The following is a 24,000-nucleotide window of genomic DNA, read 5'->3' on the forward strand; positions in this document are numbered from 1 at the left end:
CGACTCGGCAGGTCCGCCCACCCGGCCGGAACTGGCACCGGTCCCACGCCACCCGACGATCCTCAGGCACCCGGAACGCACGCCGACCCGACACGTTCCACCCCTGTTCGATCCGCTTCAACACGTCGGCGCAACAGGGAAGACGACGCAGGCCATCAGCTCGTCCCGCTGACTGAGAACGCGTCAGCCCGGACCCGCGAGCACCCCGAGGTCGTCCACCACCCCGTGGCTCGCATGGGCCAGAGCCTCGCGGGGGGTGGGGCCTCCCGTGTAGCCGATGACCGGCATTCCGGCTGCCAGGGCCGCGGTGACGCCGGCCGGGCTGTCCTCGATGACCAGGCAGGCGGCCGGGGGGACGGCCAGGGTGCGGGCCGCGTGGAGGAAGAGGTCCGGGGCGGGTTTGCCGTGGGGGACGTCGTCGGCGCTGAAGACGCGTCCGGCGAAACGATTCCACAGGCCCGTGACCGTGAGCGAGTGCTCGATACGGTCGTGGCCGCCGCTTGACGCGACGCAGTAGGGGAGTTGCCGGGCGTCGAGCGCGTCCAGCAGCTCCCGTACACCGGGCATGGTGAACGGCCGGGCCGTGAACGCGTCGCGGACACGGGTGCGGTAGAGCTCCAGCCACTCCGGACCCAGCGGCGTGCGGGCATGGGCCCGCACCTGGGCGTAGAGGTACGACTCGGGGCGGCCCAGGAAGCGGTCGCGCACCTCGTCGGGGGTGAGCGGCCACCCCGCCTCCGTGGCCAGTTCGGCGACGACGGCGGGGCCGATGCGCTCGGTGTCGACCAGGACGCCGTCGCAGTCGAAGACGACGAGCCCGACGCCCCGCGCGGGCACCACCGCCGGGGTCAACGGGACCCCGCCGCGTCGAGCGAGGCGACGGCCGCCGCGACGACCGCGTCCTGTGTCATGCCCAGCGCCGTCATCGCGTCCGACGCGGACGCCGAGGTGCCGAACCCCTCGATGGTGACGGCCCGTCCGGCGTCCCCGATCAGGTCGTGCCAGCCGAAGACCGTCGCCGCCTCGACCACCACGCGGGCGCGTACGGCCGGCGGCAGGACCGAGTCGCGGTAGGCGGCGTCCTGCTCGGTGAACCAGTCCTTGCACGGTACGGAGACGACCCGCGCCCCGATCCCCCGGCCGGCCAGTTCCTCCCGCGCCGTCAGCGCGAGCGCGACCTCGCTGCCGCTCGCCAGCAGCAGCACGTCCGGCGTGCCGGGCGCGTCGGCCACCACGTACGCACCGCGCGCCACGCCCTCCCGTACCGCCGCCGGGTCCGTGTCCAGCACCGGCAGCCCCTGACGGGCCAGGACCAGACCGACCGGGCCCCGGCGGCCGACGGCGGCGTGCCAGGCGGCGGCGGTCTCGGTGGCGTCCGCCGGGCGGACCACGGAGAGGCCGGGCATGGCGCGCAGCGCCGCGAGGTGTTCCACCGGCTGGTGGGTGGGGCCGTCGGCGCCGAGCGCCACGGAGTCGTGCGACCAGACGTGGACGACCGGCAGCCGCATCAGGGAGGCGAGGCGCAGCGAGGGACGTTCGTAGTCCGAGAAGACCAGGAAGGTCCCCGCGAACGGGGTGTCGTAGCCGATGAGGGCGATGCCGTTCAGCGCGGCGGCCATCGCGTGCTCCCGTACACCCCAGTGGATGTTGCGCCCGGCGAGCCCGCCCGGCTCGGCGGAGCCCGAAGTGGCTTCCGCGGCCTGCTCGTTCGCGGGGAGGAAGGAGCCGCCGGACTTGATCGTCGTACGGTTCGAGTCGCCCAGGTCCGCGCTGCCGCCCCAGAGCCGGGGGAAGCGCTCCGCCAGCGCCTGGATGACCGTGCCGGACGCGTCGCGCGGGGCGATCGCGGTGCCGGGGGTGAAGTCGGGCAGGGCGGCGGCGGTGGCGGCCGGGTCGAGGGGGCGGATCGCGTGGGCGCGGGCGGCGGCGCGTCCGGGGTGGGCCAGCGCCCACTGTTCCAGCGCCTTGTCCCAGGCGTGGTGCAGCGCCGCGCCCCGCGCGAGGGCGCCCCTGGTGTGTTCCAGGACTTCCGCCGGTACCGTGAACGGCTCCTCCGCCACGCCCAACAGCGCCTTCGTGGCGGCGACTTCGGCCGCGCCCAGCGGGGCGCCGTGCGAGGCGGGGGTGTTGACCGCGTGCGGCGCGGGCCAGGCGATCTGGGACGCCAGCACGATGAGGCTGGGCCGGCCGCCGTGCGCCCCGCCGGTGGACGCGGCGGTGAGCGCGGCGTCGAGGGCGTCGGTGTCGATGTCGCCGTCCGCGCCGAGCCCCACGCGCCGCACGTACCAGCCCTGCGCCGCGAAGCGCGCGGCCGTGTCCTCACGGGTCGTCAGGTCCGTGGAGCCCTCGATCTGGATGCTGTTGTCGTCCCAGACGACCACGAGGTTGTCCAGCTCGTGGCGTCCGGCGAGCGCGCCCGCCTCGTACGAGATGCCCTCCTGGAGGTCGCCGTCGGAGCAGAGCACCCAGACCCTGCGGTCCGGGATCTCGTCGGCCGCGACCCGGTCGCCCGAGGCGTCCGCGCCGGTCAGCCGGTGCTCGTCGCGCTTGAGCGCCATCGCCATGCCCACGGCGGTGGCCACGCCCTGGCCGAGCGGCCCCGTCGTCGTCTCGACGCCGGTGGTGTGGCCGAGTTCGGGGTGGCCCGGGGTCAGCGAGCCGAGCCGGCGGAAGCGCTGGAGGTCGGCCAACTCCAGTCCGTAGCCGGTGAGATGGAGCTGCGTGTACTGGAGGATGCTCGCGTGTCCGCAGGACAGGACGAACCGGTCCCGGCCCTCCCACGCGGCGTCCGCCGGGTCGTGGCGTATGTGGCGCTGGAAGAGGAGATGCGCGACGGGCGCGAGGGCGAGCGCGGTGCCGGGGTGCCCGGAACCGGCGGCCTCCACGGCGTCCATGGCGAGGGCGCGCGCCACGGCCACGGCCCGGCGGTCTGCCGCGCCGAAGACGGGGGCGGCGGGGGCGGACGCGGACGGGGCGGAGGGGGCGGAGGGAGAGGGGGCGGTCACGGCAGCTCCTTGGAGGTCATGTCGTCATGATGACTTGGCACAACGTAACCCACCCCCGATGGAGCGCTCCTGGACCGAACGCGGCTGATCAGAGCTGATCAAGGTCGCTTCGGGCGTCCCGCATGTGACGGGAGAATTGCCTATTGACGTCTTCTGGGGTTCTGGTCATTATGACGTCTTGACGACACAGGGACTCGACGAGGAGACCATGGATGGCCGAGCACAAGTACGCACAGGTGCGGGATCACCTGCTGCGCCGGGTGAGCGGTCTCCCCGTGGGCGGTCAACTTCCTCCGGAGGCCGCGCTCTGCGAGGAGTACGCGGTGAGCCGCATCACACTGCGCCGCGCGGTCGAGGAACTGGTCAACGACGGACATCTCATCCGTGAGCACGGCCGGGGCACCTTCGTCACCCGGCCGCGGTACGCGCTGAAGCACCGCGAGCGGTTCGTCAGCGAGGTCACCGGCTTCTTCACCCAGATGAGCAGGCAGGGCCACGCGGTCACCTCCGAGGTCCTCGTCCAGAAACGGGCGCGGGCCGGCGCGCGGCTCGGCGCCGCGCTGGACATCAGTCCGGCCGCCTCGGTCGTACGGTTGGAGCGGCTGCGCCGGGTGAACGGCGTGGTGCACCACCTCGCGGAGTCGTACGTGGAGGAGGAGCGGTTCGCGGACGTCCTGACCGCGGACTTCACCACCACCTCGCTCTACGCCTATCTGCGGGCGCACCACGACGTGCTGCTCGCGCGCAACGAGATCGTCGTCGGGCTGCACACGTGCGACCGGCGCGAGGCGGAGCTGCTGGAGGTCGAGGAGGGGTCGCCCCTGCTGCTCGCGACCTCACGGGTCTTCGACCTCAACAGGAAACCCGTGATCCACGGGACGTCGAAGTTCCTGCCGGAGACGGCCGAGCTGTCCTTCGACATCATCGCCGACGCCGAGTGAGCGTCCCGGCGCCGGGACGGCGCCGGGTGGCCGAGTCACAACGTACGGAGTGTGCTGCACATGCTCAGCGAACTGCTGACCGAGGAGAAGATACGTTTCTCCAGTGAGGTCCTGGACTGGCGCCAGGCCGTCACCCAGGTCGCGGAACCCCTTCTCACCGCCGGTGACATCACCCCCGGCTACGTCGACGCGATGATCGACTCGATCGCCGCGGGCGGCACGTACATCGATCTGGGGTACGGGATCGCCCTGGCCCACGCCCGGCCCGAGGCCGGTGCCGTACGGACCGCGATCTCGATGCTGCGGCTCACCGAGCGGCCCGCCCCGCTGCTGGACCTGCCGGAGCACGCGGTCGACCTCTACTTCTGCTTCGCGGCGGCCGACACCGCCGCGCACAGCCGGGCCATGGCGTCACTCGCCCGGATCCTGTCGGACACGGAGACCCGCGACGCGCTGCGCGACGCGCGTGCCGCGGCCGATGTCACCCAGCTGATCACTCGATTCGAGGAGCGTGCTTCGAAATGACGAAGTTCCTGGCCATGTGCAGTACCGGGCTCGGCAGCAGTTTCATGGTGCGGATGAACATCGAGGACATCGTGCGGGAGCTCCAGCTCCCGGATGTCACGGTGGAACACACCGACATCAGCTCGGCCGGTCCCGAGAGCGCCGATGTGTTCTTCGTCGCCAAGGACCTGGAGGACGCCGCGCAGGGGCTCGGTGATGTCGTGGTGCTCAACAGCATCATCGACAAGGACGAGCTGCGCGACGCGGTCAAGGCGGCGGCCGGGCGGCACGGGCTGCTCTGACCGCCCGCTACCGCCCGTACCGCCCGTACCGCCGTACCGTCCGCGCACCGTCCGGCACACCCGCCGGCGCACACCCCGTGCGTCGCGTGCCGTGCGGCGCGTCCCGTACACGGTTCCGCTCCGTAGCTCCCTCACGGGGCTCCCGGGGGCCCTCGGGCCCCGCCGGGCCCCGGTACCGCACCACCGTCCAGGAACGTCCTCGACCGGACCATGCGCCGTGCGCGACACGCCACGCGCCATGCGTCCGGTGCGGCGGAGACCCACCGCCGACGTCCTGACCCGTTGTGAGCCACCCCCCGGTGGACCACCGCAGCGATCACAGTGACCCACCACACCGACCTCGGCTCCGCCGTGCCCGTGGAGAGGCGTTTCCGCCATGAACAGCGTTCTGAACACCCTGCTCGACATCTTCCGTGAGCCATCCGTCATCATCGGGCTGATCGCTCTGCTGGGGCTCGTGCTCCAGCGCAAGTCCCTCTCCGACACGCTCAAGGGCACGATCAAGGCCTTCGTCGGGTTCCTGGTGCTGGCGGCGGGCGCCGGGGTCGTCTCGGACGCCCTCACCCCGTTCGGCGACATGTTCCAGCACGCCTTCGGTGTCCAGGGCGTCGTGCCGAACAACGAGGCGATCGTCGGCAAGGTCCTCACCGACTACGGCTCGCAGGCCGCGCTGATCTTCTTCTTCGGCATGGTCGTCAACGTCCTGCTGGCGCGCTTCACCCGGTTCAAGTTCATCTACATGTCCGGCCATGTCGCGCTCTACCTCTCCGCGATGATCGCCGTGATCCTCATCGCCAACGGCTTCAGCGCCTGGCAGGCCGTGCTCTGGGGCGCGCTCGCCCAGGGGCTCGTCACGACCCTCTCGCCCGCGCTGGTGCAGCCCTGGATGCGGCGGGTGACCAAGCAGGACAACGTGTCGCTCGGCCACACCGGCAACTTCGGTATCGCCACCAGCGGTCTGGTCGGCAAGCTCGTCGGTGACACCAAGAAGTCCACCGAGGACCTGAAGATCCCCAAGAACCTCGGCTTCCTGCGCGACACCACCGTGGTCATCGCCGTGTCGATGGGCGTCATCTACCTGCTCGTGACCCTGATCGCCGGTGCCGGATACGTCGAGGACAAGCTGAGCGGCGGCCAGTGGTACCTGCTCTGGGCGGTCATGCAGGCCGGGAAGTTCTCCGCCGGTGTCTTCATCATCCTGGCCGGTGTCCGGGTCGTGCTCGCCGAGATCATCCCCGCGTTCAAGGGCATCTCCGAGAAGCTGGTCCCCAACGCCAAGCCCGCGCTCGACGTCCCGATCGTCTTCACCTTCGCCCCGAACGCCGTGCTGATCGGCTTCCTCGCCAGCTTCGTCGGCGGCCTGATCGGCATGGGCGTCCTGGTCGCGGTCGGCGGGACGATCATCATCCCCGGCATCGTCGCGCACTTCATGACGGGCGCCGCCTCCGGCGTCATCGGCAACGCGACCGGCGGCCGGCGCGGCGCGGTGCTCGGAGCCATGACCAACGGCCTGATGATCACCTTCCTGCCGCTGCTCGTCCTGCCCTTCCTGGGCGATGTCGGCCTCGCCAACTCCACCTTCTCCGACGCGGACTTCGGCGTCTCCGGCTTCCTGCTCGGCAGCGCCGTCGGCTGGGGCCACGCCGCGGTGATCGTGCTGATCCTCGCCTCGCTGGTGGCGGTCTTCGTCGGCAGCGCGCTGACCGACCGCAGGGAGGCCGCGAAGGCGGCGGCGCGGCCGGCCCCGGACGAGGACGCGGGTACGACGGAGGCGGCGCGGCAGCCCGTGCGGTGACACCGGTGCCGGTGCGTCCGGCCGGTGACCGCCCCGCGTCCGCCCCTCCCGGGTTTCCGGGAGGGGCGGACCCCGCTTGTCGGGACCGGGCGCGGCTCGTCTAGCCTCCCGTCCATGCTTTGGTACGAAGCGCAAGCGAACGACAACGCCTTGCTCGTCTTCGACGGCAGTGTGCTGGAGGTGTTCGGCCTCGCCGGGACCCACCGCTACCACATCTGGCAGGAGCCCCGGCTGGAGTTCAGCGACGGTGCCCGCCCCCGCGTGACGATCATCCCGCGCAAGGGACACCGCCTCTCCTTCGCGTACGACGCACACCGGCTGGACGGGCTGCGCGCGCTCGCGGCCCGGCTGGCGAGCATCTGAGAGCGCAGAGCGCAGAGCGCAGAGCGCAGAGCGCAGAGCGCAGCGGGCCGAGGGCAGCGGGCAGCAGGCGACGCCTGACCAGGCGGATCGGCGGGTCGGCCGACCGGGCGACGGCGCTGGGGAGGGGACCCGGCCGGTCAGGCGTCGCCGTCGCCGCGCGCGGTCGCGAACTCCCCGCGCGATGCCTCGATATGGCCCAGGTACCGGTGGGTCCAGTCGCACATCGCGTCCACCGTCGCCCGCAGGGCCCGCCCCGGCTCGGTGAGGGTGTAGTCGACGCGCGGCGGCACGGTGGGGTGCACCGTCCGCTCGACGAGGCCGTTGCGCTCCATCATGCGCAGGTTCTGGGTGAGCATCTTGTGGCTGATGCCCTCGACCTCCGTGCGCACCTCGCCGAAGCGCAGGGTGCGTTCCCCCAGCGCCTCGATGATCAGGAGCGCCCACTTGTTGGCGATGTCCGAGAAGATCTCCCGCGCCAGCGAGTCCGCGCGGGTCAGGTCCGCCTCGTCCGGTGAGCCGCTGAACTGCTTGGTCACCATCAGGTTCCCCCGTTACCGAAAAGTGCGTTCTTCCATGTCAGCCCAGACTCTCCTACGGTTCCCCAGTAACCACAAGAGACCAAGGGCGCTCGTGGACGCGAGACCTTGGCCGGGACGAGGAGGCGGTCGGCATGGCCATCACGCTGGTGAACCCCGAGGGACTGCCGGAGATCGACGTCTACCGGCAGGTGGCGATCGCGACCGGCTCGAAGCTGGTCTTCGTCGCCGGGCAGGTCGCCTGGGACGCGGAGGGGACCACGGTCGGCGAGGGCGACCTCGCGGCCCAGGTCGAGCAGTGCTATCTCAACGTCGGCAGAGCCCTGGCCGGGGCCGGGGGCTCCTTCGACGACGTGGCGAAGCTGACGGTGTACGTCGTCGACTGGACCCCCGACAAGATGGGCCGGTTCCTGGAGGGCGTCGCGCGGGCGTCGGCGAAACTGGGGATCACCCCGATGGCACCGGGCACGCTGGTGGGCGTCGCCGCACTGGACGTACCCGGCCATCTGGTCGAGGTCGAGGCCACCGCGGTCCTCGACTGAGCGGCCGTGCGGTACGGCCGGCCGTACCGCACGTACATGTACGTACAGGTGCGTACGCGTACGTACACGCACACACCTGTACGCGGGAGGCCCGCCCCGCCGCTCCTACGACCGCGGCGCGTCCCCGAAGTCCGGGATCGGGAGCCGTTCCCCGCCCTTCAGCGCCGACGCGTGCGCGACGATCCCCGGCAGCGTGTAGCGCGCCGCGACCCACGCGTTGACCGGCGGCAGCGTGCCCGTGCTGACGGCGGTCACGAAGTCGTCCGCGAGGAAGTGGTGGCTCCCCTCGTGGCCGTTGGAGACATGGGCGAACTCCTTCGGCAGCCGCGACCGGTCGTGCACCGGGGCGGAACCCGAGGTGAAGGCGTCCCGCAGCGTGGGCGGGACATGGGCGAGCGACGGGTCGTCGGGGGAGAGGGTCTGCTTCGGCCTGAGGTGGTCCGTGACGTCCGTGACCCCCTTCTTGTCCTGCCACACGCTGACGGTGGCGAGCTGCTCCAGGCTCCCCTCCGTACCGAAGAACCGGAACCGCGACTCCCGGATGTGCGAGGGGTACCCCACGCGCCGGAACTCGTTGATACGGAACGAGCCGCCGCCCGCGACCTCGAAGAGCGCCGTGGCGTTGGAGAAGTCGTTGTCGAACTGGCTGACGTCCTTGTCGAAGACGCCGTCCCCCCGTTCGTCCCTGACCCCGATCGCGGACACGCTCACCGCGTGCGTGCGCCAGGCGCCGAGCACCCCGCCCACGGAGTGCGTCGGGTAGAGGAGGGGCGGGTAGCTGGCGGTCGACTTCCAGCCCTCGCCGCCGCTGTACCGGTACGCGTCGTAGAAGCCCAGGTCCATGTCGTGGACGTAGTCGCCCTCGGCGTGGAAGATCCGGCCGAAGGCGCCGTCGGCGACCTGGTCACGGGCGTACACGGTGGCCGGGTTGTACTGACTGGTCTCGCCCATCATGTACGTGAGACCGGTCTCCCGTACGGCGTCGACGATGGCGGCGATCTCCTCCTCGGAGACGGCCATCGGCACCGCCGAGTAGACATGCTTCCCGGCGCGCAGCGCCCGGACGACGAGCGGGCCGTGCGTCCAGCGCTGGGTGAAGACCGCGACGGCGTCCACGTCCGAGGCGAGCAGCGCGTCGAAGGACGGCAGGGTGCCGGCGAGGTCGTGGTCGGCGACCAGTTTCTCGGCCCGCTCGGGGAGCAGGTCGGTCGCGAAGATGTCGCCGACGCCGGGGTGGAGGCGCCAGAGCTTCGCGAACTGCCCGGCGAACTGGCCGGCGCCGACGATGCCAAGGGAGAAGGACATGACACACCTTTCACTGTGGTGGGGTTCGCTGACGGAGGCTGGGGCGGGCGCTCAGCCGTCCTGAGCGAGGAGGAGGTTGATCTGCCGGTTGGTCGTGGTGAGCGTGCCCACCGGAGCGCCGTTGGCATACACGTCCTGCATGGCGGGCCGCATGAGGGCCACCACGTCCGCCGCGTAGTTGGTGATCGGGTACGAGAACGTCGTCCCGTCCGCGACCGGCCTGGTGAAGGCGGTGACGTCGATGCCCTCCTTCCGGTACGCGGCGATCGCCGCCGCCGTACCCGCCTTGGTGGCCGGGAAGACGACGCCCTGTCGTCCGATCACCGTCTGGCAGGCGTCGGAGGCCAGGTACGCCACCCACTTCTGGGCGGCGGGCTTCTTCGCGCCGCGCCGGGTGAGGGAGTCGGCGAGACCGTTCTGCATGGTGGCGCGCTTGCCGGTGGGGCCGACCGGGGTGAGGGCGGTGCGCGCGTCGATGCCCTGGAAGCCGTAGATGGTCTTGGTCATCCAGGAGCCGTGCAGCGCGATGGCCGCCCGGCCCGAACCGAGCTGTACATCGGCCTGGTTGGACTGGGAGTAGACCTCGTAGGGGGCGAGATAGCCCTTCTCCGCGAGGCCGAAGTACCAGTCGACGGTGGACTGGAACGCCTTCTGGTCGTAGTTGTAGTGGGTCCCCCACGGCTTGTCCGTGTACTTCCACCCGGCCGAGCCGGTGAAGGCGCTCCACTGGGTCTGGCCGTCGGCCATCCCGGCGTCGTTGCTCGCCAGCCCGTACGTCCTGACGTGGTTCTTGTCGAAGCCGGGCTGGTCGCCGCGGCGGCCCTTGGTGTCGACGGTGAGGCGGGCGAGGGTCTTCTCGAAGGTGCCGCCGTCGACCGGGTTCCAGTCGAGGGAGTTCATGGTGTCGGCGGAGACCCCGGCGGCGTCGGTCTTCTTCCTGTCGTAGAACATCGCGACGGTGTCCCAGTCCTTGGGCGCGCCGTAGCGGTGACCGTCCTGGCCGACCCAGAGGGAGGCGAGGCCGGACTGGTAGTCGGAGTCCTCGATGGAGCGGGTGGCGGGCAGTTCGTCCAGCGGGGCGAGCACGTCGAGGTCGGCGAACTGCGCGAACTTGGTGATGTGGTCGGTGAAGACGTCCGGTTCGGTGCCCGCGATCATGCTGGCGGTGAGCTTGGTCCAGTAGTTGCTCCAGCCGATCTGGGAGAGGTCGACCCGGACGCCCGGGTTCGCCCGCTCGAACCCCTTGGCGCACTCCTGGTACCCGGGCAACTGGTTGGAGTCCCAGAGCCAGTACGAGACGGTGCCGGGCGGCTCCGAGGCGGACGAGGAGGCCCCGGAGCCGCACCCGGTGGCGAGGAGCGCGAGGGAGACGGCGCCGACGAGGGCGGCCGGCGGAAGGGGGAACCGGCGGGAGGGTTTCGTGGAGCCGCGCACAGCATCGACCTCTCTGTCTGTCCTGGTCACTTGAGCCCGCTGAAGCCGATGGAGTTGACGATCCGCCGGGCGAAGACACCGAAGAGCACGAGCGTCGGCAGGGCGGCGACCAGCGTCGCGGCCATCAGCCCGGACCAGTCCGTCCCCGTCTGCGGGGTCTGCGAGCGGAAGACGGAGAGGGCCACGGTCAGCACGCGCGAGCTGTCGCTGTACGAGACCATCAGCGGCCAGAAGTAGTCGTTCCACGCCGTGATGTACGTGAGGACGCCCAGGGTGGCCATCGGCGCGGATGCCATGGGCAGGGCGAGCCGGAAGAAGATCCGTATCTTTCCCGCGCCGTCCAGCAGCGCGGCCTCCTCCAGCTCCCGGGGCAGGTTCATGAAGAACTGCCGCAGGAAGAAGACCGCGAACGGCGTCATGAACATCGTCGGCAGAGCGATCCCGAGGAGCGTGTCCACCAGGCCGAGCTGTTTGATCAGGACGAAGTTCGGCAGGAGGGTGAAGAGGGCGGGCACCATCAGCCCGGCGAGGAAGAGCCCGAAGACCTGGTTCCTGCCGCGCCAGCGCAGCCGGGCGAAGGCGTACGCGGCCATGGCGGAGAACAGCAACTGACAGACCGTCACCAGTGCCGCGACGAAGGTGGAGTTGAGGAGATAGCGCCAGAAGTTCAGCGAGCCGCCCGCGCCGCCCTGGGCCAGCGCCTCCTCGGTGCTCTGGAGTCCGAAGACCCGCTCGAATCCGCCCCAGCCGAAGTCCACGGGAAGGGGGTTGGCCGGGTCGGTGGTGAGCGCGGTGTTGGAGGAGAGGGCCGTCCGCGCGATCCAGTAGAAGGGCAACAGGGTGATCAGCACGATCGCGGCCATCACCCCCCAGGCCACGATCCGGCCGGGCGAGAGCCGGGGGCGTCCGCGCCGTACGGGAACGGCGGCGGGCCCGGGTACGGCGGCGGGTGCGGACCCGGAGTGCGCGGAGGGCGTGGAGTCGGCGGGTACGGGCGCGTCGGCCCGGGGGCGGGGGCTCATCAGCCGAGGTCCGTCTCGCCGGCCCGGGTGACCCGGTACTGGATGATCGTGATCACGCTCAGGACGGCCAGCAGCGCCACGGACATGGCGGACGCGTAGCCGAACTGGAACCGCCCGAACGCCGAGTCGTAGATGTAGAGCTGGAGCACGTTGCTGGCGTTGGCCGGGCCGCCGGGGCCCGTCGTGGCCACCGCCACGGTGTCGAAGACCTGGAACGACCCGATGACCGTCATGATCAGGACGACCGCGAGCACCGGCCGCAGCAGCGGCAGCGAGATCTGCCGGAACATCCGCAGCTCACCGGCGCCGTCCACCCGCGCGGCCTCGAACACCTCGCCGGGGATGGCCTGGAGACCGGCGAAGAGCAGCAGGGCCGTGTAGCCCACATGCCGCCAGACGTTGATCATCGCGATGCTGGGGACGACCCACTCCTCGCTCGCGAGGAAGGCGATGTGGTCGAAGCCGAGCGCCCCCAGGATCTCGTTGCCGATGCCGATCTGCGTGTCGAGGATCCAGAGGAAGACGATGCCCGCGACGACGTTCGAGACGAGGTACGGGGTGAGGACGACGGAACGCAGGAGGGAGGAGTTGGTCAGCCGCTGCATCAGTACGGCGATGCAGAGGGCGGCGACCGTCTGCACACCGATGTTGATGACGACGTACTCGACGGTGACGCGCAGGGACTCCCAGAAGATGGGGTCGTGGACCATCCGGCGGTAGTTGTCGAGCCCGGCCCACTCGGCGGGCGTGAGCAGGTTGTAGCGGGTGAAGCTCAGGTAGACGCCGCGCAGGGTGGGCCAGAGCAGGAAGACCAGGAAACCGAGCAGCGCGGGGGCGATGAAGGCCGCCGCGAGGAGCCCGTCCCCGTGTCCACCGCCGCCGGTGTGGTCGCCGGTCCTGTCGCCCCCCTTGCTCCGGCCGCGTGCGGATCCCGGTCGGAGCGTGCGGCCGGATGTCGCGGGGTCGGATGTCGCGGGGCCGGGTGGTGCGCCGTCTGAGGCGACCGTCATCAGAGACTCCCTTGTCCATGACTCGTCCGCTGGGGTGGGGGTTACTTTCGTCTTGAAATAATCATCACGTCAAGAGGTGTGCACATGTGGATCAGGGGGCCTTGATCCTTGAAGGTGGAGCCGCTTTGCTTCCGTGATGAAATAAAATAGGAGTGCCGAGCCTGGCTACGATGAACCGGGAGCACCGTCATGGACTCCACCGGGAGCGACAGGAACAAGGGGAACCCGCGCATGCTTGCGGCGAGTTGGGCACCGCTGAGCCCCGCAGAGCGGGCCGTGGCGATCGAGGTGCTCACGCACGGGCCGGTGTCGCGCAGCGAGATCGCGCGCAAGCTGAACCTGTCGGCGGGCAGCCTCACCCGGCTCACCAAACCGCTGATCGAGTCCGGTCTCCTGGTGGAGGACCCGGCCCCGGCGCCGCCGGCCGTCAGGGACCCGTCCCCCACCGTGCGGATCCCGCCCCCGGCCATCCGGCAGGGCCGGCCCTCCCAGCCGCTGGACATCGTCGCGGACTCCCGCTTCTTCGCCGGCTTCAAGATCACCGAAGACACCGCCTACGGAGTCGTGACCAGCCTCAGGAGCGAGGTCGTCGCCGCCCGCGCGCTTCCGCTCCGTACCCGGGAGCCGGCCGATGTCGCCGACCTCCTGCACGCGATGACCGGCGACTTCGCCGCCGCCTTCCCGCGTCTCGCCGGGATCGGCGTGGGTCTCGGCGGCCATGTCGTCGGCCCTGGGCGCGCGGTCACCTCGCCCTTCCTCGGCTGGGAGGGCGCCCCCTTCGCCGACCTCCTGGAACACCGCGCGGGGCTGCCCGTCGTGGTCGAGAACGACGTGGCCGCGCTGGTCGAGTCCGAGGCGTGGTTCGGCGCCGGCCGCGGTCTCGACCGCTTCGTCGTCCTCACCATCGGCGCCGGGGTCGGGTACGGCCTGGTCATCGGCGGCCAACTGGTCCGCTCCGGCGACGACGGCCGGGGCATCGGCCGCCGCTGGATCATCGACCCGCAGGGCCCCCTCACCCCGGACGGCGACCGGGGCAGCGCCGTCTCGCTGCTCTCCATCCCGAGCATCCGCTACCAGGTCTCGGCGGCGACCGGCCGGAACCACACGTACGACGAGATCCTCGCCCTCGCCGCGACCGGCGACCCCCCGGCGGCCCGTGTGATCGGCGAGGCGGCCCGCGCGCTGGGCACGGTGGTGGCGCAGATCGCCAACTTCGCCATGCCGCAGAAGATCCTGCTCGCGGGGGAGGGCGTGGGCCTGGTGACGGTGGCGGAACCGGCGATCCACGCGGCGATCGCCGCCAACCGCCACCCGCTCGCGGAACCGGTCGCCCTGGAGACCAAGATCTCCGACTTCAACGACTGGGCCAGGGGCGCGGCGGTCCTGGCGATCAAGACGCTGGTCCTGGGCGGGGCGAAGCCCTGAGGGGTCCCGTGCCGTTGCCGGGCTCCGGCAGCGGGACGGCGGTCCGGGGCTGCCGTACTCCGGCCTGTTGCCCGGTCGTTGGGGTGTGGCTCAATGCTCCCGGGGACGAAGGGGGTACGGGGATGACGGTACGGACGCCAGGAACACCGGGAACGCCAGGAACGCCAGGAACGCCGGGGGCGGTCGGGCGGGCGGGGGCCTCCCTTCGCGAAGGGGCGTGGTGGGCCGCGGGGTGGGTTCTGCTCGGAGTGGTGCTGCTGGCGCTCGCCGCGGCGTTGGGGCGGCCGGTGCCCGAGCGGGTCGCGGACGAGGAGGCGTTCCTGGGCGCGGGGCCGTGCACCGCCGAGGAGGTCGCGCGGGGGGCCGTGGACTGTCTGCGCACCATCCGGGGGACGGTGCTCTCCGCCGAGACGGCCAAGAGCGGCAGGGCGACGGTGTTCCGGGTACGGCTGGCGGACCCCGTTCCGGCCCCCGCCGACCGGCCGATGGACCTCGACATGCACGGGGAACTGGCCGAACGCGTCGGACCGGGCGACGGGATGACCGTCACCACCTGGCGGAACGTCCAGGTCTCCGTACGCCATGACGGCGTCGGCGAGACCTTGCCAGGACTGCCCGACGAGAGGGCCACCATGTTCGTCGGGCTGACGCTGGCCGCGGTCTGGACGGCGGCCCTGGCGTTCGTCGCCGCGTTCGGCAGCGCCCGCAGGGCCCGCCGCCGCGCGGCCGGCCGCCCCTTCTGGCCCCGGGTGCCGTTCGGCCTCGGGAAGACCGCGGCCGTGGTGGTCCTGTCACTCGTCGTGGCGTACGTCGCCGGTGGTGTCTGGGACGCCTGGACCGCGGTGGCGGCGGCCGTGGTCCTCTGGATCCTGACGGCGGTTCCGGTCACCGTCGCCGGTCTGCGGTGGCACCGCGACGAGGACCGGACGGCCACCGGGGCCTGAGGCCCGGCCCGCCTCCTTCACGCGGACGCCGGCCCGCCCGACCCGGAGCCCCGACCCGCTCACGCGCGCGGCCCGGACGGCGCACGCAGCTATGAACAGTCTATTTGGACTGATAGATTTCGACCATGCCGCGCCGCGCTCTCGACAACCCGATCGTCCTCGCCGTACTGGGCCTCCTGCTGGAGCGGCCCGCCCACCCGCACCGGATCCTCACCGAGTTGCGCGAGCGCAGCGACAACCACGCGGCCGCCCTCACCCGCGGCACCCTCTACAACACCGTCGCCGCCCTGGTCGGGGCGGGATGGGTGGCCGAGCAGGGGCGGGAGCGGGCGGGGAACCGGCCCGAGCGCACCGTGTACGCGCTCACCCCGGCCGGTGGTGAGGAACTCGTCCGGCGGCTGGACTCCGGGATCCGCGACCCGGAACGGGAGTTCTCCCGGTTCCTCGGCGCGGTGACGTACCTCGGTGCTCTGGGGCCGGACGGCGCGGTGGCGGCACTGACCGAGCGGGGCAGGCGCCTCGGCGAGCGGATCGCCGCCGACGAGGCGCGGCTCGCGCAGGCACTGGCGGCCGGGGTGCCCCGTCTGCATGTCATCGAGGCCGGGTACGCCTTGTGCCTGGCCCGTGCAGAGCTGGACTGGATCGCCGCGACCGTCGACGACATCCGTACCGGCGCGCTGAACTGGCCGGAAAACCGAGAGGAAGCGAACACGTGACGCCCACCGCACAGGACGGTCTGCTCTTCGGGATCTACCCGGGTTCCGTCGCCGGGGACGACGCAGGGGGCCTGGCCGCGGGGCCGCCCGACGATCCGGAGCGGATCCTGGGCGCGCTCGACCGGCTCCAGGGCCCGCCGGGACGCCCCTTCCTCGTACGGGCCTACACGGCGTTCGACGACACCACCCGGCTCGGCGCCCCGCACGCGACCGCGACGCCGACCGGGGCGCGCCGGTACGCCGTACGCGGGCGCAGCCTGGATCTGGTGGCGCAGTACCGGTCGGCCGCCGGGGACGTCGACGGCTACTGCGCGTTCCTGCGCGAACTGGTCGAGCAGTACGGCGAGGTCACCGGCACCCTGCAAGTGACCGAGGAGCCCAACGTCACCTCGGTCCCGACCCTGGACGGCGCCTGCCCACAGGTGCGCGAGGCGATCGTCAGGGGTGTGTCCGCGGCCAAGGCGCGGGCCCGTGAACTCGGCCTCACCCGGCTGCGGGTGGGCTTCAACACCACGCCGCTCTTCGGTCCCGCCGCCTCCTTCGTCGGCGAGCTGACCTGCCGGGGCGGGGAGGGTTTCCGCGACGATCTGGACTATGTGGGCCTGGACTTCTTCCCCGACGTCTTCCAGCCGGTCGCCCTGTCCGAACTGGCCGGTGCCGTCGAGGGGTTGCTGCGCCACCACCGGGACGCCGTGCTGACCCCGGCGGGGCTCGGCCACTTACCGCTGCACATCACCGAGCACGGCTGGCCCACCGGGCCCGGCCGTCCCCCCTTCCGGCAGTCCGATGTTGTCGGGACCGTCGTCCGGGTCGTCGCCGCGGAGGCGAAGCGCCTGCGGCTCAGCGGGTACACGCACTTCGCGCTGCGCGACGCCGACAGCGCGGAGCCGGGCCTCTTCCACCGCTTCGGGCTCACCACCGACGACTACGCGCCCAAGCCCGCGTTCGACATCCTGAAGGTGCTCGTCGACCGTTTCGGCGTGGCCGCCGACCGGTCGTAACGGTCGGGGGGCCGGCGGGCCCGGTACGTCCGGGGGCTACCGGGTCTCCGTGGGCTGCGGGGGCAAGGGGGGCAACGGGGCCAGCGCGTTCTTCAGGTCCGCCCTTCTGCGGATGCCGAGCTTCCGGTACGTACTGGTCAGATGGGTCTCCACGGTGCGCTTGGCCAGGTGCAGCAGTTCGGAGATCTCCGCGTTGGTGCTGCCGTCCGCCGCCAGCGCCGCTATCCGCCGTTCGCTCGCGGTGAGGGAGCGCGTGCCGGTGAGCGGGGCGTTCCTGCGGCGGGCGCCGCTGGCCTGGAGCGCCGCCTCGGCGGAGGCCATCAGGCGCGGCACCATGAGGCGTTCGGCCGTCGCCGCCGCCTCGCGGAGCAGCGGGCGGGCCCGCCCGGGGCGGCCCGCCGCGGTGAGCTGGCGGCCGTGGGCGACGAGGGCGTGGACGAGCTCCGTGTCCAGCGGGGTGTTGCGCAGGGTGTCGACGGCCTCGCCGGTGAGTTCCAGACCGTGCCTGCCGCCGGTGGCCGCGCCCAGGACGCGCAGCGTCCTGCCCCGTACGCGCGGGGTGTTCCACACGGTCGCGTACCGGTGTTCCGCCTCGGCGAGGTCCAGCGCCTCCTGCGGCTGCCCCAGCGCGAGATGGCACTCGGCGGCGGCCGTGCGCCACGGGGTGACGATCGGGCTCTCCACCTCCCGGCCGTGCTGGCGTCTGCCGCACTCCAGGAAGTCGGCCAGCGCGCCCGCCGGGTCGCCGCCTGCGGCGCGCAGCACGCCGCGCGCGTACAGGAAGCGGTTGAGTTCCCAACTGTCATGGGCCTCGCTGACGTCGACGCCCTCGACCAGCCGCGCGGCCTCCGCCGTACGGCCGAACTCGACGAGCGCCAGCACCCGGTGGGCCAGGAAGTTGCTGGGCCCGGCGCGCGGGGTGTCCTCCGGCGGCGGGGCCGCGCCGGCCGTCTCCTCCAGCACCCGGGCGTACTGGCCGCGCGCGGCGGCGCCGTCCAGCCGTACGTTCAGCAGGGAGCCGTGGGCCGGGTGCAGCGACGACAGTCTGTGCTCCGTCAGCCCGGCCCTGATCAGACGTTCCGCGTCGTCCGACGCGTCCGCCCACTGGGCCACGGCGGCGGCCGTACCCAGCAGGTACGGCACCAGCAGCGGGTCCTCAGGGGCCGTCAGCAGCCGCCGGATCTGCCGGGAGGCCCAGTCGGCGGAGATCAGCCCGGCCGTCGCCTCGTACCGGATGAGCAGGGTCCGCACGGCCGGACTCATCCGTTCCGGGAAGCGCGCCGCGGTCTCGCGCAGCCGGGCGTAGACCTCGCGCCGTATCTCCGGGTCGTGGTCGGCGAGGAGCGCGGACGCGCTCTGGACGGTACGGGCCAGCACCGGCTCGTCGTCCAGCGGGCCGAGGCCCACCAGGACGTCGAAGGCGGCGCGCGGCTCGCCCCGGTGGGCCAGCGCCGTGCCCAGCGTGACCGCGGTCATCACCCGTTCCCTGGGCCGCTCCTGGAGGCGCAGCGCCTCGGCGAGCCGGGATATCCCCGCCGACCGTACGGTGGCGAACTCCAGGGCGCCGAGTTCGGCCAGGACCGCGGCCCTGCGTTCGCGCGGCAGCGGTTCGTCGAGGGCGCGGCGCAGACAGGCGACCGCCTCGCCGGTCCGGCCCTCCCTGACGGCGACGGACGCGGCGTCCAGCAGGGTCTGCGGCACCCATGCCGAGCCGTCCGGGGGTGTGCGCAGCAGATGCGCGGCCACCGCCCTGACCCGGTCGCCCCGGCGGCGGCGCAGCTCGGCGGCGCGCCGGTGCACGGCCTGGCGGTGCGCGCGCGGCCAGCCGTCCAGGACGGCCTCGCGCAGCAGCGGGTGGGCGAAGCGCGGGCCGCCGTGGACGGGGTCGCGGCGCAGCACGCCGAGCCGGACCATGGCGGTGAGCCAGCCGGCGACCCGGGAGGGGTCGGCCCAGGTCACCTCGGCCAGGAGGCTGCCGAGGTCGTCCTCCTGGGGGGCGAGGGCAGAGGGGGCGGCGGCCGGAGAGGGGGCGGCCGGAGAGGGGGCGGGCGTCCGGCCGCCCCGCGCGCGTGGCTCCTCGGACGCGTGGGTGTCGGGGTGCGCGTCCTCCAGTTCCGCGAGCGTCCTGGCGACCGTCGCCGTACCGGAGCCCGCGCTCTCCAGCCACCACGAGACGGCCGCCACGAACGCCCCCGGGTACAGCTCCGCGCAGCTCGTCGGCAGCCGTACGCCGTGCCCGGTGCCGCGTTCGCCGGCATCGGCGTCGGGGAAGACCGCGCGCAGGTCGTCCAGGAGGGCGCGCAGCAGCAGGGGGTTGCCCGCGCCCGCCCGTACGCATCCCTCCACCCACTCGTCGGAGACGGGCGGCGCGTCCGCGCCGCCGCGTATCAGGGTCTCGGCGGCGGCCCGGCTCAGCGGCGCCAGGGCGTGCGAGCCGACCACGGCGGGCGGCAGGGCGTGCGCGAGCCCCGGTGAGGGCGGCGCGACGTCGTACTGGCCGCGTTCGGTCACCACCATCAGCACCCGCAGTCCGGCCATCCTGCGGGCGCCCTCGGTCAGCCAGCGCCGGGAGGACTGGTCGGCGAGGTGGACGTCGTCCACGGCGACCAGCAGCGGCTGTTCGGCCGCGTACGCGTGCAGCCGCTGCCACAGCCGGGCGGAGGACACGGGCCAGGGGGAGCCGTCCTCGGGGCCGAAGTCGCCCGAGGGGCAGAGGAGTTGCCGGACGAGGGCGAACGGGCCGCCGCCCCCGTCGGCGGAGGCGTGCGCCCGCAGCACCCGCATGCCGAGCTGCCCGCCCAGATCCGCGGCGGCTTCGAGCAGCGCGCTGCGCCCCGTACCGGTGGGCCCCCGGAACACGACCAGCCGGCCGGAACCGTCCAGCGCGCGCCGCGCTTCGAGGGCGAGCAGATCGAGCGCGGCTTCGCGTTCCAGCAGCGCGGGAAGGGCGGAGAGGGAAGAATGCAGAGGTGGGCGCATGAGTGGGGGTGGGGGTGTCCTCGGGAACGGGGTGGTGGCGTGGTCCGGACAGGCGCCCGGACCGGCGCCCCGATACGCGTTCGATGCCGCGGTCATGGATAACCTCCCGCCGATCTCGTGGTCGGTCTCGTGGTGGGCCACGGTTGCGGCCCCCGCACTGACAGAGGGACGGTGGGAAGAGATTGTTCCGCTAACGCAAGGACGTAAGGGAATGGTTCTCCGTACCCCGGCCAGAATCCCGGTCGAGGTCCACGCATCGGACCCGCTGTCCCTCGCCGGAGCCGCCAGCCAACTCCGCAGGCAGCCGGAGATAGAGCTGGTCGAGGAGGCCGCCGGTCGGCCGGGAACGGTCGCGGTCCTGCTCGCGGAAGCGCTGGACGAGCCCACCCTGTCCCGGCTGAGGCGGCTGATCAGGGCGGACGGCACCCGGGCCGTCCTCGTCACCAGCGTGATCCGCGAGGCGGAACTCCTCCAGGTGATCGAGTGCGGTGTCGGCGCCATCGTCTGGCGGCGCGAGGCCACCGGCCAGCGCCTCCTCCAGGCGGTCCTGGCGGCCTCCCGCGGCGACGGGGATCTGCCGTCCGACCTGCTGGGACGGCTGATCGCCCAGGTCGGCACCTTGCAGCGGGGCACCACGAACGTGCCGGGCGCCCCCGCGTCGGGGCTGTCACCGCGCGAGGTGGACGTCCTGCGGCTGGTGGCCGAGGGGATGGATACCGGGGAGATTGCCAGCAAACTGTCGTACTCCGAACGCACCGTCAAAAATGTCATGCACGGTTTGACGACCCGTTTGCAACTCCGGAACCGCGCCCATGCCGTGGCCTATGCCTTGCGGGAAGGCTACATCTGATGGATGCGACCTGAGTCAAGGTTCTCGGGGGCAGAGGAGCCTGCCCCTTGATCGTCCCGCCCGTGCCTCGTGGAGCGGATGCCCCACGGTCCACGATCACCTGAGGTGTGTCGTGCTGTCACACCGGCGCGCCGAAGGGGGAGACGGGACCGAGCGTGTACCGGACTTCGCCGCGGGCCCGCGCCCGTGACCGGCCGCCCCGCGTGCCCGGCCCCACGGGCCCAGGGGCCTCGGGCGCCCCCTGACCGCCCGGCTCCCCACCAGTGCCGGACCCCCGGTGACCGACCGGTCACCCACGAGCCGGACCGTCACCCCCGGGTGACCGGCCGGCGACGATGCCGATGTGAAGGGCTGCGACCGTGATCCACGAGGTGGACGATGTCCTCAAGCGCCTGCTGACCAGTGGCGCCCTCGCCGGGTCCGGCGTCGAGGTCGCCTTCGACGCCCCGACCCGCGACTGGGCGGCCCGCCAGAACGCCCCGATCATCGACGCGTACCTCTACGACATCCGTGAGGACACCCGGCGGCGCGAGCGCGGCGCCGCCTCCGTACGCGACGACCGGGGCATCGTCCTCAAGCGGCGCGAGGCGCCGCGCTGGTTCCGGCTGGCGTACCTCGTCACCGCCTGGACCAAGCGTCCGCAGGACGAACACCGGCTGCTCTCGGCCGTCCTGTCCACGCTGCTGCCCCGCGAACTCCTTCCGCCGCACGAACTGACCGGCTCGCTGGCCGAGCTGGGGCTCACCATCCCCGTCTCCGTCGCGGGCCTGCACACCGAGGCGCGCTCGCTCGCCGACATCTGGTCGGCGCTCGGCGGGGAACTCAAGCCCTCGCTCGACGTGGTGATCACCGCGCCCTTCCCGTCCTTCCCGGAGTACGCCGTCGGCCCGCCGGTCACCGAGGGCGCGGGCGTACGGGTCCGGGCCGTGGACGGCTCGCTGGAGGACAGCCGCGAGCGGTTCCACATGCCCCGCCACCTGGCCAAGGGCAAGGGCAAGGGCATGGGCTCCGGTATGGGCATGGGCAAGGGCAGGACGGCCGGCAAGAGCGCGGGCACGGGCCCCGGCACGAAGGAATGACGAAGTGAACGAGGCAACCCCGCTGCTCGCACGGCTCACCGTGCTGCGCGAGCGCGTGGCGCGGCTGGTCGAGCACCGCAGCGCCGACGACCCGACGGCCGGGGACCCCATGCGGGGTCTCTATCTGCCGGAGGACGCGATCTGGCGGCTGCTCTCCCTGCCCCCGGCGCCGGCGGACCCGACGGACCCCGCCTTCGCGACGGACGCCGTGGAGGCGTCCTGTGCCGTACACGGGGCGGACGGGACGGACGCGGCAGGCGCGGTGGACGTGTCCGGCGCGGCGGACCGGCTCCAGGGACTCGCCCGGCGGCTGCGCCTCAGCGAACTCGACACCGGGATCCTGCTGATCGCCCTCGCGCCCGACCTCGACCGGACCTTCGAGGCGCTGTACGGCTATCTCAACGACGACGTCAGCCGCCGCCGGGCGACCACCGGGCTCGCGCTCGACCTGTCCGGCGTGCCCGCGCACACCGCCGTGGGACGGGCCCGGTTCCACGCCTCGGCGCCCCTGGTCAGGCTGGGCCTGGTCGTCGTGGAGGAGCCCGAGCGGCCCTTCCTCGGCCGCGCCCTGCGCGTGCCCGAGCGGGTGGTGGCCCATCTGCTGGGCGACGACACCCCGGACGCCGCGCTGGACGGAACGGTCAGGCCGCTCCCGTACACCGGCCCGGAGACCGTCGCCGCCGCCCCCGGGAGCGACGCGCTGGTCCCGCTGCTGGCCGCGCGGCTCGCGGCCGGCCCCTGCACGGTCTATCTGCGCGAACACCGCGACGGCGACGGGCTGAGCTGCGCCACCGCCGCCCTGGGCGCGGCCGGGATCGGCGCGCTGCACCTGACGCCCGGGGCCGGGGAACGGCCGCAGGGCGAGCGCCCGCACGGCGAGCACCACCCGGCGAGGCAGGACGTCCCGTACGCCGAGGTGCTGCGCGAGGCGCGGCTGTCCGGCCGGGCCGTCGTGGTCACCTCGCTGCCGGAGCGGCCGCAGGAGCTGATCCGGGCGCTGTCGGCCGGTGATGTGACGGTGCTGCTGGCGGGGACCCGCCCGTACGACCCGCACTGGTGCGACATCGGGGCGCCGGGCGGCGAGCCGCTGGTGCTGGACGCGCCCCGGCAGCGGGCGGGCAACCTGGAGGCGTGGACGGCGGCGCTGGGCGGCCCCTCGGAGACCGGCGGCGGGGCGGAGCTGGGCTTCGACCTGACGCCGGTGGTGGCCGCGTACCGCCTCGGACACGAGGGGATCAACCGCGCGGCCCGCGCGGCGCTGGACCTCGCGGCCTTCGACGGTACGCCGCTGTCGGCGGCGCACGTACGGCTCGCCGCCCGCCAGCAGTCCGCGTCCGGCCTGGAGCAGCACTCCCGGCGGATCCGGCCCGATGTCACCTGGGACGACCTCGTCCTCCCGGAGAAGCCGCTGGCGCAACTGCACGAACTGGCCGTACGGTCCCGCAACCGCGACCGGGTCCTCGGCGACTGGCGGCTCAGCGCGGGCGGCGGGCGCGGACGGGGCGTGCTGGGACTCTTCGCGGGCGGGTCCGGTACGGGCAAGACGCTCTCCGCCGAGGTGGTCGCCGCCGAACTGGGGCTGGACCTCTACGTCGTGCAGCTCTCGTCGATCGTGGACAAGTACGTCGGCGAGACGGAGAAGAACCTGGAACGGATCTTCACCGAGGCCGACCGCACGGACGCCGTGCTGCTCTTCGACGAGGCCGACGCCGTCTTCGGCAAGCGCTCGGAGGTGAAGGACGCCCACGACCGCTACGCCAACATGGAGAGCGCGTATCTGCTCCAGCGGCTGGAGTCGTTCGACGGGATCGCGCTGCTGACGACCAACCTGCGGGGCAACATCGACGAGGCGTTCACGCGCCGGCTGGACCTGGTCATCGACTTCCCGTTCCCGGACCAGCCCCAGCGGCTCGCGCTCTGGCGCCACAGCCTCGTGCACGTGCCGTGCGTCGACGACATCGATCCGTCGGCGTGCGCCAGGGACTTCGAGCTGGCGGGCGGTTCGATCCGCAGCGCCGTCGTCACGGCCGCGTACGCGGCGGCCGGGCGGGGCGAGCCGGTGAACAACGCCGATCTGCTGGCGGGCGCGCAGCGCGAGTACCGCAAGGCGGGCCGGCTGGTCCTGGACGAGCTGGACTGGTAGCGGACGAGCGGGGCCAGGGTGGGAGTAGGGACAGCGTGGGGGGGGGGGGGGGGGTAAAGTGGGGGGTGAGGGGGGGAGAGATGAATTGAGTGGTGCAAAGCGAG

The 24,000-nt window shown here is 72.5% G+C and carries 21 protein-coding genes; 13 read left to right on the top strand and 8 right to left on the bottom strand.

Annotated features, from left to right (window positions below):
- Window positions 1-183 precede the first annotated feature (183 nt).
- The gene (locus ACFXPK_RS09540) at window positions 184-852 is read right to left on the bottom strand and encodes an HAD family hydrolase (protein WP_385073428.1); all 669 of its coding nucleotides are present in this window, start codon (window positions 850-852) and stop codon (window positions 184-186) included.
- The gene (locus ACFXPK_RS09545; RefSeq protein ID WP_385073431.1) at window positions 849-3,005 is read right to left on the bottom strand and encodes a transketolase family protein; all 2,157 of its coding nucleotides are present in this window, start codon (window positions 3,003-3,005) and stop codon (window positions 849-851) included. The genes ACFXPK_RS09540 and ACFXPK_RS09545 overlap by 4 nt, the downstream gene beginning before the upstream one ends.
- A 212-nt stretch (window positions 3,006-3,217) precedes the next feature.
- Here ACFXPK_RS09545 and ACFXPK_RS09550 point away from each other — a divergent pair, with 212 nt between their 5' ends.
- The 5 genes from ACFXPK_RS09550 to ACFXPK_RS09570 all read left to right on the top strand — a co-directional run bounded on the left by ACFXPK_RS09550 (window position 3,218) and on the right by ACFXPK_RS09570 (window position 6,910).
- Window positions 3,218-3,946 carry a GntR family transcriptional regulator gene (locus ACFXPK_RS09550; RefSeq protein ID WP_385007740.1) on the top strand — a complete coding sequence of 243 codons (729 nt, stop codon included), beginning with the start codon at window positions 3,218-3,220 and terminating at the stop codon, window positions 3,944-3,946.
- A gap of 60 nt (window positions 3,947-4,006) precedes the next feature.
- Window positions 4,007-4,471, top strand: coding sequence for a PTS sugar transporter subunit IIA (locus ACFXPK_RS09555; protein ID WP_385073474.1), 465 nt, complete (start codon window positions 4,007-4,009; stop codon window positions 4,469-4,471).
- Window positions 4,468-4,752, top strand: a complete 285-nt coding sequence (locus tag ACFXPK_RS09560; RefSeq protein ID WP_385007738.1) for a PTS sugar transporter subunit IIB — start codon at window positions 4,468-4,470, stop codon at window positions 4,750-4,752. Before ACFXPK_RS09555 ends, ACFXPK_RS09560 begins: the two co-directional genes overlap by 4 nt.
- Window positions 4,753-5,128: 376 nt before the next feature.
- Complete coding sequence (locus ACFXPK_RS09565) at window positions 5,129-6,547, top strand: PTS ascorbate transporter subunit IIC (protein WP_385073434.1); 1,419 nt, start codon at window positions 5,129-5,131, stop codon at window positions 6,545-6,547.
- 114 nt (window positions 6,548-6,661) lie between these two features.
- Complete coding sequence (locus ACFXPK_RS09570; RefSeq protein WP_385002191.1) at window positions 6,662-6,910, top strand: hypothetical protein; 249 nt, start codon at window positions 6,662-6,664, stop codon at window positions 6,908-6,910.
- Window positions 6,911-7,047: 137 nt separating this feature from the next.
- Here the strand turns inward: ACFXPK_RS09570 and ACFXPK_RS09575 are convergent, their stop codons facing one another.
- A complete protein-coding gene (locus tag ACFXPK_RS09575; RefSeq protein ID WP_385073437.1) occupies window positions 7,048-7,449 on the bottom strand; it encodes a winged helix-turn-helix transcriptional regulator in 402 nt (133 codons plus the stop codon).
- 131 nt (window positions 7,450-7,580) lie between these two features.
- On the opposite strand from ACFXPK_RS09575, the gene ACFXPK_RS09580 reads away from it, so the two are divergent.
- The gene (locus ACFXPK_RS09580; protein ID WP_385002184.1) at window positions 7,581-7,988 is read left to right on the top strand and encodes a RidA family protein; all 408 of its coding nucleotides are present in this window, start codon (window positions 7,581-7,583) and stop codon (window positions 7,986-7,988) included.
- Window positions 7,989-8,093: 105 nt separating this feature from the next.
- On the opposite strand, the gene ACFXPK_RS09585 is transcribed toward ACFXPK_RS09580, so the two are convergent.
- From ACFXPK_RS09585 to ACFXPK_RS09600, 4 genes are read right to left on the bottom strand one after another with little or no spacing between them, the layout of a single operon-like run.
- Complete coding sequence (locus ACFXPK_RS09585; protein WP_385002181.1) at window positions 8,094-9,293, bottom strand: Gfo/Idh/MocA family protein; 1,200 nt, start codon at window positions 9,291-9,293, stop codon at window positions 8,094-8,096.
- Window positions 9,294-9,344: 51 nt separating this feature from the next.
- Window positions 9,345-10,727, bottom strand: coding sequence for an extracellular solute-binding protein (locus tag ACFXPK_RS09590; protein ID WP_385002178.1), 1,383 nt, complete (start codon window positions 10,725-10,727; stop codon window positions 9,345-9,347).
- Between the two features lie 26 nt (window positions 10,728-10,753).
- Window positions 10,754-11,749: a carbohydrate ABC transporter permease gene (locus ACFXPK_RS09595; protein WP_385002175.1), complete on the bottom strand. Its 996-nt coding sequence runs from the start codon at window positions 11,747-11,749 to the stop codon at window positions 10,754-10,756.
- The gene (locus ACFXPK_RS09600; protein ID WP_385073443.1) at window positions 11,749-12,759 is read right to left on the bottom strand and encodes a carbohydrate ABC transporter permease; all 1,011 of its coding nucleotides are present in this window, start codon (window positions 12,757-12,759) and stop codon (window positions 11,749-11,751) included. The genes ACFXPK_RS09595 and ACFXPK_RS09600 overlap by 1 nt, the downstream gene beginning before the upstream one ends.
- A 189-nt stretch (window positions 12,760-12,948) precedes the next feature.
- Between ACFXPK_RS09600 and ACFXPK_RS09605 the strand changes: the two genes are divergently transcribed.
- The 4 genes from ACFXPK_RS09605 (at window position 12,949) to ACFXPK_RS09620 (ending at window position 16,845) form a co-directional block, all read left to right on the top strand.
- Window positions 12,949-14,184 (top strand): ROK family protein, encoded by a 1,236-nt coding sequence (locus ACFXPK_RS09605; RefSeq protein ID WP_385073446.1) that lies wholly within the window; start codon window positions 12,949-12,951, stop codon window positions 14,182-14,184.
- A gap of 251 nt (window positions 14,185-14,435) precedes the next feature.
- Complete coding sequence (locus ACFXPK_RS09610) at window positions 14,436-15,128, top strand: hypothetical protein (protein ID WP_385073449.1); 693 nt, start codon at window positions 14,436-14,438, stop codon at window positions 15,126-15,128.
- A gap of 125 nt (window positions 15,129-15,253) precedes the next feature.
- On the top strand, window positions 15,254-15,844 hold the full coding sequence (locus ACFXPK_RS09615; RefSeq protein ID WP_385073453.1) for a PadR family transcriptional regulator: 591 nt from the start codon (window positions 15,254-15,256) through the stop codon (window positions 15,842-15,844).
- A complete protein-coding gene (locus tag ACFXPK_RS09620; protein WP_385073456.1) occupies window positions 15,841-16,845 on the top strand; it encodes a hypothetical protein in 1,005 nt (334 codons plus the stop codon). The genes ACFXPK_RS09615 and ACFXPK_RS09620 overlap by 4 nt, the downstream gene beginning before the upstream one ends.
- Before the next feature lie 36 nt (window positions 16,846-16,881).
- On the opposite strand, the gene ACFXPK_RS09625 is transcribed toward ACFXPK_RS09620, so the two are convergent.
- Complete coding sequence (locus ACFXPK_RS09625) at window positions 16,882-19,824, bottom strand: LuxR C-terminal-related transcriptional regulator (RefSeq protein ID WP_385073458.1); 2,943 nt, start codon at window positions 19,822-19,824, stop codon at window positions 16,882-16,884.
- Window positions 19,825-20,035: 211 nt separating this feature from the next.
- Here ACFXPK_RS09625 and ACFXPK_RS09630 point away from each other — a divergent pair, with 211 nt between their 5' ends.
- The 3 genes from ACFXPK_RS09630 (at window position 20,036) to ACFXPK_RS09640 (ending at window position 23,896) form a co-directional block, all read left to right on the top strand.
- Entirely contained in the window at window positions 20,036-20,674 is a 639-nt protein-coding gene (locus tag ACFXPK_RS09630) for a LuxR C-terminal-related transcriptional regulator (protein ID WP_385002154.1), read from the top strand.
- A 359-nt stretch (window positions 20,675-21,033) separates the two neighbouring features.
- On the top strand, window positions 21,034-21,753 hold the full coding sequence (locus ACFXPK_RS09635; RefSeq protein WP_385073461.1) for a DUF4255 domain-containing protein: 720 nt from the start codon (window positions 21,034-21,036) through the stop codon (window positions 21,751-21,753).
- 4 nt (window positions 21,754-21,757) lie between these two features.
- Window positions 21,758-23,896 (top strand): ATP-binding protein, encoded by a 2,139-nt coding sequence (locus ACFXPK_RS09640; protein WP_385073464.1) that lies wholly within the window; start codon window positions 21,758-21,760, stop codon window positions 23,894-23,896.
- The last annotated feature ends 104 nt before the right edge of the window (window positions 23,897-24,000 follow it).

Source organism: Streptomyces sp. NPDC059142, assembly GCF_042755665.1.
GTDB lineage: Bacteria > Actinomycetota > Actinomycetes > Streptomycetales > Streptomycetaceae > Streptomyces.

Coding starts and splice junctions, on each gene's coding strand:
- ACFXPK_RS09600 (WP_385073443.1), bottom strand. CDS start 12,759: ATGACGGTCGCCTCAGACGGCGCACCACCCGGCCCCGCGACATCCGAC.
- ACFXPK_RS09580 (WP_385002184.1), top strand. CDS start 7,581: ATGGCCATCACGCTGGTGAACCCCGAGGGACTGCCGGAGATCGACGTC.
- ACFXPK_RS09555 (WP_385073474.1), top strand. CDS start 4,007: ATGCTCAGCGAACTGCTGACCGAGGAGAAGATACGTTTCTCCAGTGAG.
- ACFXPK_RS09550 (WP_385007740.1), top strand. CDS start 3,218: ATGGCCGAGCACAAGTACGCACAGGTGCGGGATCACCTGCTGCGCCGG.
- ACFXPK_RS09605 (WP_385073446.1), top strand. CDS start 12,949: ATGGACTCCACCGGGAGCGACAGGAACAAGGGGAACCCGCGCATGCTT.
- ACFXPK_RS09585 (WP_385002181.1), bottom strand. CDS start 9,293: ATGTCCTTCTCCCTTGGCATCGTCGGCGCCGGCCAGTTCGCCGGGCAG.
- ACFXPK_RS09560 (WP_385007738.1), top strand. CDS start 4,468: ATGACGAAGTTCCTGGCCATGTGCAGTACCGGGCTCGGCAGCAGTTTC.
- ACFXPK_RS09625 (WP_385073458.1), bottom strand. CDS start 19,824: ATGCGCCCACCTCTGCATTCTTCCCTCTCCGCCCTTCCCGCGCTGCTG.
- ACFXPK_RS09565 (WP_385073434.1), top strand. CDS start 5,129: ATGAACAGCGTTCTGAACACCCTGCTCGACATCTTCCGTGAGCCATCC.
- ACFXPK_RS09575 (WP_385073437.1), bottom strand. CDS start 7,449: ATGGTGACCAAGCAGTTCAGCGGCTCACCGGACGAGGCGGACCTGACC.
- ACFXPK_RS09630 (WP_385002154.1), top strand. CDS start 20,036: ATGGTTCTCCGTACCCCGGCCAGAATCCCGGTCGAGGTCCACGCATCG.
- ACFXPK_RS09615 (WP_385073453.1), top strand. CDS start 15,254: ATGCCGCGCCGCGCTCTCGACAACCCGATCGTCCTCGCCGTACTGGGC.
- ACFXPK_RS09570 (WP_385002191.1), top strand. CDS start 6,662: ATGCTTTGGTACGAAGCGCAAGCGAACGACAACGCCTTGCTCGTCTTC.
- ACFXPK_RS09595 (WP_385002175.1), bottom strand. CDS start 11,749: ATGAGCCCCCGCCCCCGGGCCGACGCGCCCGTACCCGCCGACTCCACG.